Genomic DNA, 15,297 nt, shown 5'->3' on the forward strand with positions numbered 1-15,297 from the left:
CTACTCCTGCTGAATTTCGATGCTTTTGATTTGCATCTCGTTATTGATTTCCCGCTGTAGCGACGGGCTCTGGCAGTGAGGACACTCGCCCTCTTCCGTAACCTCGACGGACTGGTTACAACCCCAGCACCAGGCGGACGACGGGCGAACCGCCAGGTGTAGCTGGCAACCCTCCGCCCGTGAACCCTGGCAGGCTATTTCAAAACTGAACTGCAGAGCGCTCTCCTCCACGCAGGCCTGTGCCCCCAGTTCCAGCCAGACGCCAGTGACGCGTTTAGCGTTGTGCGCCTGCGCCTGCTGTTCCAGGATCTCAACCAGATTCTGGCAGAGGGAGAGTTCATGCATGCTCCGCTCCTTGCAGGCGGGTAAACAGGGCGCGACGGCTGAGTTGTGGGTCTCGCACTGGCAGAGAAAGCATCATCCGCACGCAGTCCTGCGCCAGCGTTTTGCCCTGCACTGCCGTTAACTCTGGTGTTAGTGGCGACATCAACGAGCAAGCGCAATATTGCGAAATACCGTCCAGTTCACCCACGGTGAATCCAACATCGCCATAAGGCAGTTTCAGGCCTAATTTCCCACCCACTAAGCGCCGCGGCCACACCTGATCCGGGCCGGGGAACAGGGCCAGGCTCAGCGTCCAGGGTGTCAGCACGCAGCCAGCCCACTGCCCTTCGAACAACGAAAACGGCGGTACAAATACCGGCATAGAGGGGTGAAGAAAAGGCAAGTCGCGCATCTGCTCTCGGGCAATTTTCTCAAATGCTGCCTGCACTGTGGCGTGTGGAGAAGCCGCGAAACCGATGACCTCACACATTGTTTGCCTCCCGGGGCGTCACTGTAACGCCCACTGACTGAAGTGCCGTGATGACCGCTTGCAGGGCGGGTTCCAGACTCGCCTGCACCACGGGCGTTAAACCAATGTGCGGTTCCAGCGAGAGTGGAATGACACCCACCAGCGTAATGCTTCCGGGAAATTCATCGGTAAAACGCAGGGCCGACAGCACATCAGACAGCCCCAGTTGATGGGGGGAGATTTTATTGTTGAACAGCGTGGGGACTTCATCGTCGCGCAAAATAATCTGCGCGCCGGGTTCGCTTTTACGCGACACCACGGCATCAACAATGATCAGGTGTGTGCGATTTGCCATGGCTTCCAGAAGCTCCATGCCCGCCGTGCCTCCGTCCAGCACCTCAACCCCTTCGGGCAATAGATAGCGCTGTTCGAGAGCTTCGACGACCCGCACGCCTATCCCTTCGTCAGTCAGCAAAATGTTACCGACACCCAGAACCAGTATGCTCATCACAACACCTTCACCGAGACCACATCATTACCGTCCGCATCCACCACATGCACCGCACAGGCCATGCAGGGGTCGAAGGAGTGGATGGTGCGCACGACTTCCAGAGGCTTTTGTGGATCGGCCACCGACGTCCCTACCAGCGACTGTTCGTAAGGCCCCATTTCCTCGTTCGCGTTGCGTGGCCCGGCATTCCAGGTCGACGGCACCACCGCCTGATAGTTGCCAATTTTACCGTCTTTAATGACCATCCAGTGCGACAGCATGCCACGAGGCGCTTCCAGAAAACCGACGCCTTTGAACTCGCCCGTCGCCGGGATATCCGGCTTCACGAAAGTCACGTGGTCGCCCTTACCAATATTGGCAATCAGCGCGCTGTACTGATGCTGGAGAATATGTTGTAACTCGCAGGCATGAACGGTGCGTCCGATAATGCGCCCCAGAGTCGAATGCAGTTGCTCCACGTCAATCGTCTTACCGGTGAGTTTCTGGTAAATGGCAATGATTTCGTTGAGCTTCGCCCAGGTCGATTCGCGCTTCGCCGCCAGTTTGTTAAGCATGTTCGCCAGCGGCCCGACCTCCACCGTTTTGCCATAGAACGTCGGCGATTTTACCCAACTGTATTTGCCGTCATCCTGCCAGCCGGTGTAGTCCGGTATTGTCGTCCCTTCCCACGGTGCCTGCGGTGCTTCGTCTTTATACCAGGCGTGCTTCGCGCTCTCCTGAATGCCTTTAATCAGATACTCATCGCGGTGGGAGCTAATCTCCCGCCAGGTCGAGAGGTCGCCATTGGCAATATAGCCGCCAGGAAAGAGGAAGCTGCCGTTTTGCGCATCGGTCGGGAATTCCGGAGCACTCAGGTAGTTCACCGCCCCTTTACCCTGGCTCAGCCATTCCGGGTAGAAGGCCGCAATCACTGCCGTATCGACCTTGTAAACCTGCTCGACAAAATCCTCCAGGCGATCGATAAAGGTTTTGATGTACATCAGGCGCTCAAGGTTGAGCACACCCAGGCCGTCAAGATTTATTGGGTTGGCTACCCCGCCCACCGCCAGGTTCTGGATATGCGGCGTTTTACCGCCCAGCAACGCGACGACGCGGTTGGCATCCCGTTGGCACTCCAGCGCCTGCAGGTAATGTGCCACGGCAATCAGGTTGATCTCCGGCGGCAGTTTCATTGCCGGATGCCCCCAGTAGCCGTTGGCAAAAATCCCCAATTGACCGCTTGCCACCAGCGCTTTGATCTTCTGCTGCACTTTGCTGAACTCTTCGGCGCTGTTTAATGACCAGGTCGAAATCCCTTTCAGCAATGCCGAAGCCTTTTCAGGGTCGGCCTCAAGCGCAGCAGTGATGTCCACCCAGTCGAGCGCGGAGAGCTGGTAGAAATGGACAATATGGTCGTGGGTCGTATGCGCCGCCAGAATGATATTGCGGATGTACTGCGCATTGAGCGGGACGTTAATGTTCAGTGCACTTTCCGCCGCTCGCACGGAAGAAATGGCATGGGTGGTGGTACAGACACCACAAATGCGCTGCACGATCATCCACGCATCGCGTGGGTCCCGCCCCTTCACAATCTCTTCCATTCCGCGCCACATGGTGCCCGAGGCCCAGGCCCGGGAAACCACGCCGTTTTCAATTTCGCAATCAATGCGTAAATGACCCTCAATGCGGGTCACCGGATCGATGGTGATACGTTGACTCATGCTTTGCTCGCCTCATGGCTTTGTTGTTGTTTTAAAGGAGGAATAATGGGTAATACGCGGATGAGCAGGATATAAGCGCAAATCTCTATCGCCACAAAGCCGATAGAGATCAGCAGTTCTTCAGCCGTCGGGAAGTAGTGGTAACCGTCACCAGGGTTAAAGGCCAGCAAGGAGTAGGACAAGCGCCACAGCGCACAGCCCAGCAGCATGCTGACCGCCCCGGTAAACAGGAAGCGCGCATCCGTGCGCAGTTTCGCTACGCGGAACACCACCAGCGGGAAGACCAGCAGCAGAATCTCAGCCCAGAACGTCAGGCTGTAACTGTCCCCGGCGAAGGCCAGTGCGAGTTTATTGCGCCAGATAAGCTCGCCAAAACGTGCTATCAGGAACAGTGCCAGCAGCACGCTCAGGGTGTTGGTGAGTTTGCTGAACAGATGGCGTTCGTCCGGCCCGTTGCCTTTTAGCCCCGCCTGCAACAGCGATCCTTCGAAAATGAGGATGGAGAAGCCCATCATGAAAGCGGTGAGCAGCGAGAAGAGCGGCAACATCTCATAGCTTTGCCAGAGCGGGTGCACTTTATGCCCGGCGGCAATCATCAGCGAGCCCATAGACGACTGGTGCATGGTTGGCAGCAGTGCGCCGAGCGCAATAATAAAGAACATCACTTTATTGAGCCGCTTGAGCGACACCTTCCAACCGAGACGCTCCAACAGCGCAGGGGCAAATTCCAGCGCCATCACGCCGATGTAAATTGTCATGCAGACGGCGGTTTCAAACAGCACGGAGTTAACGTTGAAATGCCCTGGAATATAGAAATACGGCAGGTTCCAGTAACGCCCCACATCGACGGTGATCGACAACCCCCCCAGCGAATAGCCGAACAGGCTGGCAAGCAGAGCAGGACGCACCAGCGGGTGATACTCCCCACGGTTAAAGGCATAGACCATCCATGCCAGCGCCCAACCGCCGCAGGCAAAGCCAGTGCCAATCAACAGATCGAATGCGATCCAGATCCCCCACGGATAACCGCCGTTCAGCGCCGATACCGAACCCAGACCGAAGACCAGACGCTTAACGATCAGCAGCCCGCACAATACGATCAACGGCCCAAAGATATAGACTGATTTGCTGAGCAACTTCCCGCCAATTGGCTGCGGATCATGATGCATCATCATCCCCTCCCTTATGATCATCACTGCGGGTATGGCGATACACCAGCGCGCTCAGCCCTGCGAGCACCGCCAGCGGCAGCATCATCCCTTTATAAACCGTGTGCTGAATGTTTTCCGAACGTGCGCCAGTGGAGACGTCATCAAGCTCTGGCAGGCCAAGACAGGTGTAAGGCACGCCGGTCAGTACCAGCACCTGGGTGCCGCCGCCTTCATGTTCGCCATAGAGATGAGGGTGATAGTTGGGCACTTCGCGGACGTTCAGGTCGCGAGCGTCAAAGGTCTGACGCGGATAGCCGTACTCGCTGCCTGGCGTGAGTCCCAGACGCTTTTTGGCTTCTGCCATCAAGGCTTCACGCGTGCCATAAATTACCGCCCCCGTCGGGCAGACTTCTACGCAGCCGGGCAAGCCGCCTTTATCCAGCCGTTCAACGCCTTTCTGATTGCACAGTTCACATTTATGCAGCGCACCGAAGGGGTTGTTGTAATCGTATTTCGGTACGTTATAGGGACAGGCCACCATGCAGTAACGACAGCCGGTGCAGACGTCCGGGTCGTAATGCACAATGCCAGTTTTGGCCTCTTTTCGCAGCGCAGAAACCGGGCAAACGGAGACACAGTTAGGATCCACGCAGTGCATGCACTGTTTTTTGATATATGCATAACCGTTGTCAGGCTGGTCTTTGTGCTGCGCGTTACCACTACGCCAGATCTGAATAACATTATTAGTGTATGGGGTGAGCTTGCTGTTATTCGACCAGGTTTGCTCCCCCTGCGGGTTACGTGCCGGAAAGTTAATATCCTGGCAGCGGGTCACACAGGCCTGGCAACCGACACAGAGCGTTGAGTCATACAGCATGCCCACCGCACCCGGAATGGGGGGACGATTGTGCACCGCAGCAAAAGCCGACCCTGAACTCCCGGCCAGCAGCGCCCCACCGGAGGCTACCTTCAGAAAGTTACGTCTGTTCACCGTCACTCTCCTTGTGAGTCAGTCTTGTTTTTCTTTTGCTGGCATCCCAGCTCGCGCACCGTCATCGCCCCGACCCCGGCCATGAGACCCACGACACCGCCCAGCAGGCCGACCGCAGAAGCCGATACAGTGCCCCCCTCAGTGCCGTTCACCGGGGGTTTATCGACAGGCGGCGTGGGGTTTTCAATATGAGCGAGTTGATGAATGCCCTTGTGAAAACCAATGCCCTCTTCATTGCAGCCGTAACAGGGATGACCGATGGCAACCGGCCAGACACCGCCCACATCGCAAAACTGCAGGGTTGAGCAATTGCCCCAGGTTTCAGGTCCTTTACAGCCAAGGTGGTAAAGACACCAGCCTTCGCGATGGCCGTCATCGCCAAATTCTTTAGCAAAGCGCCCGGCGTCAAAATGGGGACGACGTTCGCAGTGTTCGTGAATCAAACGGCCATAGGCAAACAGTGGACGATTTTTCGCATCGAGTTTCGGTGGTTTACCGAAGGTAATGATATGGGCCACCGTGGCGAGGAAGTTATGCGGGTTCGGTGGGCAGCCCGGGATGTTAATCACCGTTTTCCCCGGCAGGACTTCTTGCAGACCCACCGCACCGGTGGGATTGACGCCTGCTGCTGCGACGCCACCCCATGCCGCACAGGAACCAATGGCGATAATCGCCGCCGCATTTTCCGCGGCCTTGCGAATATGGTTAACAATCGGCTCACCTGCCACCATGCAATAAATGCCGTCATCTTTGAGTGGGACAGAACCGTCAACCACCAGCACATACTGCCCTTTGTATCTCTCCAGCGCGTGGTGCTTGTTCTCTTCCACCTGATGACCAAACGCGGCGCTAAGCACTTCGTGGTACTCCAGCGAAATGGTCTCCAGCAGGAGATTTTCAACAGTAGGATGGGTGGCACGCAAGAGGGATTCCGTACAGCCGGTACACTCCTGAGCACCAATCCAGATAACGGGAGGACGCTGCTTTTGACCAATGGCTTGTGCAATTTCTGCTGCCGCATTGCTACTCAGCCCCATAGTGGCGGCCAGTGCGGTACAAAGCTTCATGAAATCACGGCGATTAATGCCGTGAGAGGTAACTCGCGTGCTTTCTCCGAACATTTATTATTATCCCTGTTTATAGCAGGGTTTAATTTTGCCTGTTTTTTATTCACAAAAATGCAACCTGTTCGGCATTTCCATGTTTTCAATGTGGAAATGAGAAAGTACCTGAGCGGACACCGCATGGTTGTGCAATATACAGATTGTGAATTCCAGCAAGATGTGACGAGAAGAGAGGTGCAGAGAAGCGATCAACCCCAGGGAACCCAGGCTTGATCATCTTAAACTGTATAAATATTTTGGAAGTATGAGTGGCGTAAAGAGTACGGTTAGTTGTCCTGCCGATAGCCCGCCATAAAGAAACGCACGACGGTGCTGGAATGACTTTCGCGGAAGAAATCCATGACCATCTCTTTATCCAGCCCGTAACGACGAGTCAGTACCCCTGCCTCCCAGGCGCTGAGTTGTCTGTCCCCGGTTCGCTCAAACATCCGATGCGAAAAACCGAGGACAAATCCTCGTTTGTAGTCAGCACAGAAATGCGAGACGCTTTTCGCGCTGTCTGCCTGCGTGGCTTTTAGCCCCGCCATTAACCCTTTACCAAAATGGTTTTCCATTCTTCCGCCCTCAATCGCTATATAAAAAATTATATAGCGATATTTTGAGCGGTGATAGTCTTATTTAGAAGGCAACCCACTCATCCGAAGAAGCAGTGGTGCTTTTTGGCGTAGAACGCGTCACCGGAGATTTCAGTGGAGCGGGAGTAACAATGGTCTGCCGATCGTCTGCCGACAAACGGAACTGTTGAACAGAGCGTTGCAACTCTTCCGTCTGGCGTTCCAGGGCAGCCGCTGCGGTGGAGACTTCTTCCACCAGTGTGGCGTTCTGCTGGGTCACGTTGTCCATCTGAGAAATCGCGACACCGACCTGGGAGATACCTTTACTCTGCTCAGCGGAAGCGGACGCAATCTGTTTCATGATGGTCGTCACTTCGGTTACCGCACGCAGAATACCTTCCATCGTGGTGCCCGTATCATTGACCAGCTTCGCACCTTTATTGACGCGAGTGACTGAGTCAGCAATCAGCGTTTCAATCTCTTTGGCCGCACCTGCACTACGACTGGCCAGGTTACGTACTTCACCTGCTACCACCGCAAAACCACGACCTTGTTCGCCTGCACGCGCCGCTTCCACCGCCGCGTTAAGCGCAAGAATGTTGGTCTGGAAGGCGATGCTGTTAATCACGGTAGTGATTTCAGCAATTTTCTTCGAGCTGTCAGAGATGCCTGCCATGGTGCTGATCACTTCATCAACCAGTGCGCCACCTTTGCTTGCCGTCGTTGAAGCCACTTCGGCCAGATCGCTTGCCTGGCTGGCGTTTTCAGCGTTCAGTTTTACGGTTGCCGTCAACTGCTCCATGCTGGCGGCGGTCTCTTCCAGCGCGGCAGCCTGCTCTTCAGTACGGGAAGAGAGGTCGTTATTGCCGCTGGAGATTTCAGTCGCGCCACGCCAGATGTTGTCGCTACCCTGACGAATGGTACTGACCGCATCACGCAAGCTGTCCTGCATCGCACGCAGTAAAGGCACAACGCGCCCTACGCAGTTGCGACCAAAATCCTGGATCGGCTGGCTAAGGTCGCCCTGCGCCATTTTAGTAAAGTGATCACGAATGGCATCCAACGGACGAACCAGCATGGTGACCAGGTAACGATCCGTAAACAGCAGGATCAGGATCCCCAGTACCATCGCAGCAATAATAATGGTGCGCGTCACCGTCGTCTGGCCGTCGACCATCACACGAGTGTGTTCAAGCATGTCGCTGGCCGCTTTATTAAAGTTGTCAGCCCCCGTGCCAAATGCACGGCTTAAGCCCGGCGTCACGTTATTCGCCTGCTGACGATACGCTTCTACCGACCCTTGCTGTGCCGCTTGCATTTGCGGGATCACCCCCTGCTCAAGCAGCGCCTGCCAGGAACTGATGATCTGTTCCGAGATCTTAGGATCCATCGGTCCTGGGGAAATCGCCTTAAATTCGGTCAACTTTTTCGACATTGTATCGAGTGCTTGCTGAACCGAACCAAAATCAGCAGAACCGCCCGCCGCTTTGGTTTCCATCGTACGGCTCAAGCGCGTGACGAAACGGAAGTACTGATCATTGCCCTGGCTGAGTAATGTCATCTGTGTCACGAGCTGGCGATCGACTTCATTGCCCTCGGCCACTTTAGAAAGTGAAAAAACGCTATACAAACCGACGCCGGACCACAGCAGGCCAAAAATGCCCAGGATCACCAGCATGACGATTCGGATAGTAAAGTTTTGAAGCATACGCATATTTATTTCCTTGCAGTGAAGGTACATTCTCACCCTGAGGTGAGACTTACTTCCGTTATCGGCAAGATTTAGAGAAGTTGTATGGATCAAAGTAAAAAATTTGATCACAAAACACTCAGAAAGAAATCATTCTGTTAAAGAGATGAAACGTCAGTCAGGATGATATTTTGCAAACAACAAAATCAAATTATCATTCATCTGGAAGATGGTAGTACCGCAATGTAACTATACGTAACTCACTTATCTTATTAGTAATTTTTATTTACCCCACAATTACACTAAAAAACGTTTATTTTATAGAAACACTTTATATAAAACCAAAAAAGGCCTCAACAACTTCAATGTAAATATTAAAAAAGGGAACAATAAGCAGACTAAAAATATAAAAAACCAAATATAAGACGACCTCTAAAAACAAATAAAAAAACATCACAGCAAACATCAAATAATTAAAACCAGGCACTTTAATTTTTACTTATATAAATGTTTAGCATGGTTAAACACTCATTCACTCGCCCTAAATAGTCCCGTGAAACCCTCTGCGATCGCGAGAATTTCCTCTGTCCAGGGATCGCAATGAGGATCGAGATGAAGCCAGAATTGGCGCGGCTTACAGAGGTGGTCTTTATAAATGAAGTTACATTTACCAGGAATATTCGCAGACGGAAGTATGCCAGCATCATATTTACCAGGACAATATGCGGTAAATATGTGCGCGAAAGAAACGTTTCGCTCTCTATTGGTTCAGGCAACTTGAGTCTAAGAATTTTCGCAGAAAGAGAGGAAACCCGCAGGCAAAAAATGTCTTACCTTGCAATATCTGCAATGTATTGATCAAGGAACACGACTTAGCTATTTCTTTATGCATCAGACGCAATTTTCAATAATGATACGGTGATTTTATTATTCAATAAAAAACCATGTTAAGTTAGATGATTAATCCAAACTGTCAGTAACATACCAAAATTATACGCCTGAGTTTCCCCTTAGTCAGGAAACGTCCTGGTGCAGGTACTTTTTGAACCACGTCAGTGTGCGCTCCCATGACAGCTCCGCTGCGGCTTTGTCGTAACGCGGCGTGGAGTCATTGTGGAAGCCATGATTCACCCCAAGGTAAACCCACCCTTGATAAACCTTCTTGTTTGCTTTCAGCGCCTCTTCATAAGCAGGCCAGCCTTCGGTGATACGCGTATCCAGTTCGGCATAGTGCAACAGAACAGGTGCCTTAATTCGTGCAACTTCAGATGCCGGAGGCTGGCGACCATAAAACGGCACGGCACAGGCCAACTCTGGATACGCCACCGCAGCCGCATTGGCCACACCGCCGCCGTAGCAAAACCCGGTGATTCCGGTTTTGCCCGTTGCAGCCGGATGGGTTTGCATAAACTCAATGGCTGCAAAAAAATCGTTCATCAATTTTGTCGGATCCACTTTTTGCTGAAGTTCCCGTCCGGCATCATCATTCCCCGGATAACCACCGACCGAGCTGAGCCCATCCGGTGCCAGAGCGATATACCCGGCTTTGGCCACACGACGCGCGACATCTTCAATGTATGGATTGAGCCCACGGTTTTCGTGTACCACCACAACGGCAGGCACCTTTCCCGTCGCCTTCGCCGGCTTAACCAAATAGCCACGGACTTCCCCATGCCCATTGGGCGAGGGATAGGTGATATATTCAGCGAGGATATCCGGATCGGTGAATTCCACCTGCGTTGCCAGTGCGTAGTTTGGCTTCATCAGATTGAACAACGCCAGCGCCGTCATACCACCCGCGGCATACTTTCCGGCCAGGTTTAAAAACTCACGTTTGGACATTTTTCCGTGCGCATAATGGTCGTAATAGTCGAGCAGTTCCTGCGGGAAGTCTTTCGCTGTCAGGCGTGTCATGCGGTTTTCTCCTGGAATTTAAGTCTTAGTAAGCAAAGCATATGGGTTCGCTTCTTGCCCAAAAAATCACCCATCTATAACTGCAAAGTATTGTTGTAAGAGAATGACACGATAGAATAAAAACGCTGTTTCGAATTTACACCTACAAGAAAGGAGACATCATGCCCTGGTTAGCTAACCCTGCACGCTATGAGCAGATGCAGTATCGTTACTGCGGCAAAAGTGGTCTGCGCCTGCCCGCATTCTCACTCGGATTGTGGCACAGTTTTGGTCACGTTCACGCTCTCGAATCCCAGCGAGCCCTGCTGCGTAAAGCCTTTGATTTAGGCATCACTCACTTTGACTTAGCCAACAACTACGGACCGCCTCCAGGTAGTGCTGAAGAAAACTTTGGTCGCCTGCTGCGTGAAGATTTCGCACCGTACCGTGATGAACTGATCATCTCTACCAAGGCGGGTTACGACATGTGGCCAGGCCCTTACGGTTCCGGTGGTTCACGTAAGTACTTACTTGCCAGCCTGGACCAGAGCCTCTCTCGCATGGGGCTGGACTACGTCGATATCTTCTATTCCCATCGTGTCGATGAAAATACGCCGATGGAAGAGAGCGCCGCAGCGCTGGCACAAGCCGTACAGAGTGGCAAAGCACTGTATGTCGGCATCTCCTCCTACTCCACGCCGCGTACCCAGACCATGGTGGAACTGCTGCGCGAGTGGAAAGTTCCTCTTCTGATTCACCAGCCTTCTTACAACCTGCTTAACCGCTGGGTCGATAAAACCGGGCTTCTGGATACGCTGGAAGATAACGGCGTGGGCTGTATCGCCTTTACCCCACTGGCGCAAGGGCTGCTGACCGGCAAATACCTCAACGGGATTCCGGAAGGTTCAAGGATGCAGAAAGAGGGCAAGAAGGTTCGCGGTTTGACGGAAAAAATGCTGACCGAAGAAAATCTGAGCAGCCTGAAGTTACTGAATGAATTGGCAACCGCCCGCGGGCAAACCATGGCACAGATGGCGTTGAGTTGGCTGCTGAAAGATAACCGTGTTACGTCGGTGTTGATTGGTGCCTCTCGTCCCGAGCAACTGGAAGAGAATGTGCTGGCGCTGAATAATCTGGCCTTTACGGCAGAGGAACTGGCGCAAATCGATAAGCATGTAGCGGATGGGGAGCTTAACCTTTGGCAGGCGTCATCGGATAAGCAGTAAAAAAAGGGAGCTAAGGCTCCCTTCTTCTTAGTGCTTATCGCGCGCTTCTTAGTGCTTATCCCGCGACAGCTTATCCAGATACCCCATCACAAACGCCGACAGCACAAACGTCAGATGGATAATCACATACCACATCAACTTGTTATCCGGCACGTTTTTGGCATCCATAAACACGCGCAGTAAGTGGATGGAGGAGATGGCCACGATTGAGGCCGCCACTTTATTTTTAAGCGAGGTGGCATCCATTTTCCCCAGCCAGCTCAACTTCTCTTTTTCAGGTGAGATATCAAGTTGAGAGACAAAGTTCTCGTAGCCCGAAAACATCACCATCACCAGCAGCCCACCTACCAGCGTCATGTCCACCAGAGACAATAACGTCAGGATAAGGTCAGCTTCTGCCAGGTTAAAAATGTTGGGCAGAACGTGAATAATCTCCTGAAAAAATTTAACTGTCAGAGCAAGCAACGCAAGCGACAGACCAAAGTAAACCGGGGCGAGCAACCAGCGCGAGGCATACATTGCATTTTCAAGAAATCGTTCCATAGTGTCCTTTCAGATTACATAACCAGTGGTCAGTATACCGCAGGGGACCAGTGAAATTGCAACACTGTCCCAACGCTATTACAACGATTTACCAACCCACGAGTTACACGTCTGTCGGAGTGACCTCCGGGCGTTTGTACTCCGGCCAGACCAACACCACCAGCTCAGGGTACGCTTCCATACTGAATTCCCGGAAACACTGACGCAGGTTGAGCACATCCAGATCAGAATGCAGGACTTTTTCACCATTCAGACAGCGCTTTTTTATATTGTCGTAATACTTATAAACAGCTGAATTGAGATCGCTACAACGTCGTTGCGCCTCGAATAAACCAGGCACACTATTTAACTCCGCCATGTTCATTCGTTTAATCGTAGCATGGAGAAAATCGATATATTCATGGTTAACACGCCAGTACCAAACGGGTGTAATGGCATTCATCAGCATAGAGAAATGGTCTTCACCTTCCTCTTTTGATAAAGGATTACTTTGCGGTGACGGCAATTGATTTTCACCGCCTGACGGTTGTTTATTGTTATCACGCATCAATAAAAGCACGCCGCCAGTCAACAGCAATAAAGCAACAACAGAATAAAAAATACTGTTCATGTGCAAGCTCCATTTTTTTTGATTTTAAAAGTGCGCCATGATATTGTCAACGAACCTCACGCCCGGACTTACCCCACCCTGTTGATATTAAAGGATATTAGAAATGCTGCCCGAGAATCTGGTCCCGGCTCGCTTTCACATTTCCGCTGCAGAATCCGAATCCGATGAAGCAGAAAAAGACAGTAATTTAACTCAGGGAAAAAGAACGCTCTCTGATTACGCTAACGACATATTAGCTAATGTGACGCGTACAGGGCAATCCCGGAATATGTTACTTGAAGAGCGCGACCGTCATATAAAAGACCGATTATATCGCGTGGTTAAAATCGATACCTTCGCCAGACTGCTAAATGATTTGCAGGCTGAAGGAGAGATTGATTCTCAGGCATTAAGTCAAATTATTGCTGATAAGACCAAAGAGATTAATGACGCAGGAAATGAAATTTGGCTTAATCTCATTACCCGCGAGAAAGATATGCCTTTGTTTTATAAACTTGGGGATGAGTGACGTGAAAGAGGTTGAAGATAATGACGTTTATTTGGTTTTAGATAGCCATAAAAGTGACGAATTTATCTTAAAGCAAAATATTGAATCATTAATTCAAAGTAAGAATGCCACCATCCAGCGAATTGCGCATGAGCTGGTGTCGATTCCTGCGGCACTCGTACGCCTGAAATGGCAAAACCGCCGTGAGATCTACGCCATTCAGGTCAAGGAAGAGATATACGGCGCGGCTATCAACGCCATCATCGAATCTCGCCCTGAGCTGCTGGAAAAAATAATGGCCCGACTGGAAGCCAACTATCAGTATATTCTCGCCAGAGAGACTGCAACGCTGCGTATCAGCCGTAAGCTCGCAGATGAAGAGTACCGCACGGCGGTGGTGACGACTGTCGCACTGGAAGAAAAGGCCGAACAACCGGTGAACAATAACGAATTATCTCCTGCCCCCTCTGCGAAGAAATAATTACGCACATCCGTCTGCATATTCCCCTGCAAATCCCCCGGACATAGAACCTCGTGCATCCAAATTAAATAAAACTTAACCCTTATTTAGCCCCACTAAAACTGCGGCATTAAAATGACGGGAAGAACAGAAACAAAAAGGCTGGCAACATGGCCAGCCTTTTTTATATTGAACGACGCGGAAATTACTTCGCAGCAGCGACTTCTTCGCCCACCAGACCAATTTTGAGATAGCCCGCCTGGTGCAGCGTATCCATCACTTTCATCATGGTTTCATAGTCGACGGTCTTGTCCGCGCGGAAGAAGATGGTGGTATCTTTCTTCCCTTCCGTCACGGCATTCAGCTCATTCACCATTGTCTCGTCCGTCACAGGATCGTTACCGATAAACATGGTGTTGTCGGCTTTAACAGAGAGATAAACGGGTTTTTCCGGACGTGGCTGCGGCTGACTCGAAGAGGCCGGCAGATTCACTTTCACATCTACCGTGGCAAGCGGGGCCGCCACCATAAAGATAATCAGCAGAACCAACATAACGTCGATAAACGGCGTAACGTTGATCTCGTGCATTTCGCCATTATCGTCCAGATCTTCATTAAGACGCATTGCCATGGGGCATCAACCTACTCGTAATTTCTGGGCGGTGTGGACAGGCTTTGCAGAAGAACTGGCAGCCAAATCCAGGTCACGGCTTTGCAACAGCAGAACCTGTGCAGCAACATCACCCAGGGAGGCTTTATAGCTGCCAATCATGCGGGCAAAGATGTTATAGATGACAACCGCCGGGATAGCAGCAATCAAACCAATAGCGGTAGCCAGCAGCGCTTCTGCGATACCAGGCGCTACAACGGCAAGGTTGGTGGTCTGCGTCTGGGCAATACCGATAAAGCTGTTCATGATGCCCCAAACGGTACCGAACAGACCCACAAACGGGGAAATCGCCCCGATGGTCGCCAGGTAGCCATTACCGCGGCCCATATGGCGGCCGGTGGCAGCAACACGACGCTCAAGGCGGAAACCAGTACGTTCTTTGATACCTTCGTTATCTTCACTACCTGCAGACAGCTCCAGCTCATTCTGCGCTTCGTTAATTAACAGGGTACTCAGGCTGCGGGCATGGAAGGAGGAAGAGACATCACTGGCTTGATCCAGAGAGCGAACGTCAGAGAGCAGTTGCTGTTCGCGCTTAAGGCGACGCTTCTGCGCAATTAATTCCACACTTTTGCTAAAGAAAATGGCCCATGTAACTACTGATGCCAGAATCAACCCGATCATCACAATCTTAACGACGATGTCGGCATGTTGATACATACCCCAAACGGAAAGATCCGTCTGCATCAAATTATTACCCACTGTGTATCTCCAGGACGCATATCACAAAATCTGAGCGTAATAATATCAAAACGACGTCGAATTGATAGTAGTTCTCATTAGTATTTACATACTGCATGAATATCCCCTCTTTTTCTTTGCGCTTACGCAGTAAAAAAGTCCCGATGGATAATATTCAGAAAATTTTATGCTTTATATCCGGGTCAGCAGTGC

At 51.6% G+C, this 15,297-nt stretch carries 17 protein-coding genes; 3 read left to right on the forward strand and 14 right to left on the reverse strand.

Annotated features, from left to right (window positions below):
* The 10 genes from hypA to yghX form a co-directional block, all read right to left on the reverse strand.
* The gene (gene hypA, locus AC5JPW_RS22930) at positions 1 to 345 is read right to left on the reverse strand and encodes a hydrogenase maturation nickel metallochaperone HypA (RefSeq protein WP_494243373.1); all 345 of its coding nucleotides are present in this window, start codon (positions 343 to 345) and stop codon (positions 1 to 3) included.
* A complete protein-coding gene (gene hybE, locus AC5JPW_RS22935) occupies positions 338 to 814 on the reverse strand; it encodes a hydrogenase-2 assembly chaperone (protein WP_494243374.1) in 477 nt (158 codons plus the stop codon). The genes hypA and hybE overlap by 8 nt, the downstream gene beginning before the upstream one ends.
* On the reverse strand, positions 807 to 1,301 hold the full coding sequence (locus AC5JPW_RS22940) for a HyaD/HybD family hydrogenase maturation endopeptidase (protein ID WP_494243375.1): 495 nt from the start codon (positions 1,299 to 1,301) through the stop codon (positions 807 to 809). The genes hybE and AC5JPW_RS22940 overlap by 8 nt, the downstream gene beginning before the upstream one ends.
* Positions 1,301 to 3,004: a hydrogenase 2 large subunit gene (hybC, locus tag AC5JPW_RS22945; RefSeq protein WP_494243376.1), complete on the reverse strand. Its 1,704-nt coding sequence runs from the start codon at positions 3,002 to 3,004 to the stop codon at positions 1,301 to 1,303. Before hybC ends, AC5JPW_RS22940 begins: the two co-directional genes overlap by 1 nt.
* Positions 3,001 to 4,173 carry a Ni/Fe-hydrogenase cytochrome b subunit gene (gene hybB / locus AC5JPW_RS22950; protein ID WP_494243929.1) on the reverse strand — a complete coding sequence of 391 codons (1,173 nt, stop codon included), beginning with the start codon at positions 4,171 to 4,173 and terminating at the stop codon, positions 3,001 to 3,003. Before hybB ends, hybC begins: the two co-directional genes overlap by 4 nt.
* A complete protein-coding gene (hybA, locus tag AC5JPW_RS22955) occupies positions 4,163 to 5,146 on the reverse strand; it encodes a hydrogenase 2 operon protein HybA (RefSeq protein ID WP_494243377.1) in 984 nt (327 codons plus the stop codon). Before hybA ends, hybB begins: the two co-directional genes overlap by 11 nt.
* A gap of 2 nt (positions 5,147 to 5,148) precedes the next feature.
* A complete protein-coding gene (gene hybO / locus AC5JPW_RS22960; protein WP_494243378.1) occupies positions 5,149 to 6,267 on the reverse strand; it encodes a hydrogenase 2 small subunit in 1,119 nt (372 codons plus the stop codon).
* Positions 6,268 to 6,536: 269 nt separating this feature from the next.
* The gene (locus AC5JPW_RS22965; RefSeq protein WP_494243379.1) at positions 6,537 to 6,824 is read right to left on the reverse strand and encodes a DUF2623 family protein; all 288 of its coding nucleotides are present in this window, start codon (positions 6,822 to 6,824) and stop codon (positions 6,537 to 6,539) included.
* A gap of 64 nt (positions 6,825 to 6,888) precedes the next feature.
* Positions 6,889 to 8,538: a methyl-accepting chemotaxis protein gene (locus tag AC5JPW_RS22970; RefSeq protein WP_494243380.1), complete on the reverse strand. Its 1,650-nt coding sequence runs from the start codon at positions 8,536 to 8,538 to the stop codon at positions 6,889 to 6,891.
* 990 nt (positions 8,539 to 9,528) lie between these two features.
* Complete coding sequence (gene yghX / locus AC5JPW_RS22975; RefSeq protein WP_494243381.1) at positions 9,529 to 10,428, reverse strand: YghX family hydrolase; 900 nt, start codon at positions 10,426 to 10,428, stop codon at positions 9,529 to 9,531.
* A 161-nt stretch (positions 10,429 to 10,589) separates the two neighbouring features.
* Here yghX and AC5JPW_RS22980 point away from each other — a divergent pair, with 161 nt between their 5' ends.
* Positions 10,590 to 11,633 (forward strand): aldo/keto reductase, encoded by a 1,044-nt coding sequence (locus AC5JPW_RS22980; RefSeq protein WP_494243382.1) that lies wholly within the window; start codon positions 10,590 to 10,592, stop codon positions 11,631 to 11,633.
* A 48-nt stretch (positions 11,634 to 11,681) separates the two neighbouring features.
* Here AC5JPW_RS22980 and AC5JPW_RS22985 read toward each other — a convergent pair whose 3' ends face one another.
* Positions 11,682 to 12,176 carry a TIGR00645 family protein gene (locus tag AC5JPW_RS22985; protein ID WP_494243383.1) on the reverse strand — a complete coding sequence of 165 codons (495 nt, stop codon included), beginning with the start codon at positions 12,174 to 12,176 and terminating at the stop codon, positions 11,682 to 11,684.
* Between the two features lie 103 nt (positions 12,177 to 12,279).
* A complete protein-coding gene (locus AC5JPW_RS22990) occupies positions 12,280 to 12,786 on the reverse strand; it encodes an ESA_00282 family adhesion-associated protein (protein WP_494243384.1) in 507 nt (168 codons plus the stop codon).
* A gap of 103 nt (positions 12,787 to 12,889) precedes the next feature.
* Between AC5JPW_RS22990 and AC5JPW_RS22995 the strand changes: the two genes are divergently transcribed.
* Positions 12,890 to 13,294, forward strand: coding sequence for a hypothetical protein (locus AC5JPW_RS22995; RefSeq protein WP_494243385.1), 405 nt, complete (start codon positions 12,890 to 12,892; stop codon positions 13,292 to 13,294).
* 1 nt (position 13,295) lies between these two features.
* Complete coding sequence (locus tag AC5JPW_RS23000) at positions 13,296 to 13,754, forward strand: cytoplasmic protein (RefSeq protein ID WP_494243386.1); 459 nt, start codon at positions 13,296 to 13,298, stop codon at positions 13,752 to 13,754.
* A gap of 184 nt (positions 13,755 to 13,938) precedes the next feature.
* Here AC5JPW_RS23000 and exbD read toward each other — a convergent pair whose 3' ends face one another.
* The gene (gene exbD / locus AC5JPW_RS23005) at positions 13,939 to 14,364 is read right to left on the reverse strand and encodes a TonB system transport protein ExbD (RefSeq protein WP_494243387.1); all 426 of its coding nucleotides are present in this window, start codon (positions 14,362 to 14,364) and stop codon (positions 13,939 to 13,941) included.
* Positions 14,365 to 14,370: 6 nt separating this feature from the next.
* A complete protein-coding gene (gene exbB, locus AC5JPW_RS23010; RefSeq protein WP_494243388.1) occupies positions 14,371 to 15,105 on the reverse strand; it encodes a tol-pal system-associated acyl-CoA thioesterase in 735 nt (244 codons plus the stop codon).
* Positions 15,106 to 15,297: the final 192 nt, after the last annotated feature.

Source organism: Phytobacter sp. (assembly GCF_059074235.1).

Bases quoted from the DNA above. Each gene is read 5' to 3' on its own strand.
- AC5JPW_RS22990 (WP_494243384.1), bottom strand. From the start codon at position 12,786: ATGAACAGTATTTTTTATTCTGTTGTTGCTTTATTGCTGTTGACTGGC.
- hybC (WP_494243376.1), bottom strand. From the start codon at position 3,004: ATGAGTCAACGTATCACCATCGATCCGGTGACCCGCATTGAGGGTCAT.
- hypA (WP_494243373.1), bottom strand. From the start codon at position 345: ATGCATGAACTCTCCCTCTGCCAGAATCTGGTTGAGATCCTGGAACAG.
- exbD (WP_494243387.1), bottom strand. From the start codon at position 14,364: ATGGCAATGCGTCTTAATGAAGATCTGGACGATAATGGCGAAATGCAC.
- hybB (WP_494243929.1), bottom strand. From the start codon at position 4,173: ATGCATCATGATCCGCAGCCAATTGGCGGGAAGTTGCTCAGCAAATCA.
- AC5JPW_RS22985 (WP_494243383.1), bottom strand. From the start codon at position 12,176: ATGGAACGATTTCTTGAAAATGCAATGTATGCCTCGCGCTGGTTGCTC.
- AC5JPW_RS22995 (WP_494243385.1), top strand. From the start codon at position 12,890: ATGCTGCCCGAGAATCTGGTCCCGGCTCGCTTTCACATTTCCGCTGCA.
- AC5JPW_RS22965 (WP_494243379.1), bottom strand. From the start codon at position 6,824: ATGGAAAACCATTTTGGTAAAGGGTTAATGGCGGGGCTAAAAGCCACG.
- yghX (WP_494243381.1), bottom strand. From the start codon at position 10,428: ATGACACGCCTGACAGCGAAAGACTTCCCGCAGGAACTGCTCGACTAT.
- hybO (WP_494243378.1), bottom strand. From the start codon at position 6,267: ATGTTCGGAGAAAGCACGCGAGTTACCTCTCACGGCATTAATCGCCGT.
- AC5JPW_RS22940 (WP_494243375.1), bottom strand. From the start codon at position 1,301: ATGAGCATACTGGTTCTGGGTGTCGGTAACATTTTGCTGACTGACGAA.
- hybE (WP_494243374.1), bottom strand. From the start codon at position 814: ATGTGTGAGGTCATCGGTTTCGCGGCTTCTCCACACGCCACAGTGCAG.
- AC5JPW_RS22970 (WP_494243380.1), bottom strand. From the start codon at position 8,538: ATGCGTATGCTTCAAAACTTTACTATCCGAATCGTCATGCTGGTGATC.
- AC5JPW_RS22980 (WP_494243382.1), top strand. From the start codon at position 10,590: ATGCCCTGGTTAGCTAACCCTGCACGCTATGAGCAGATGCAGTATCGT.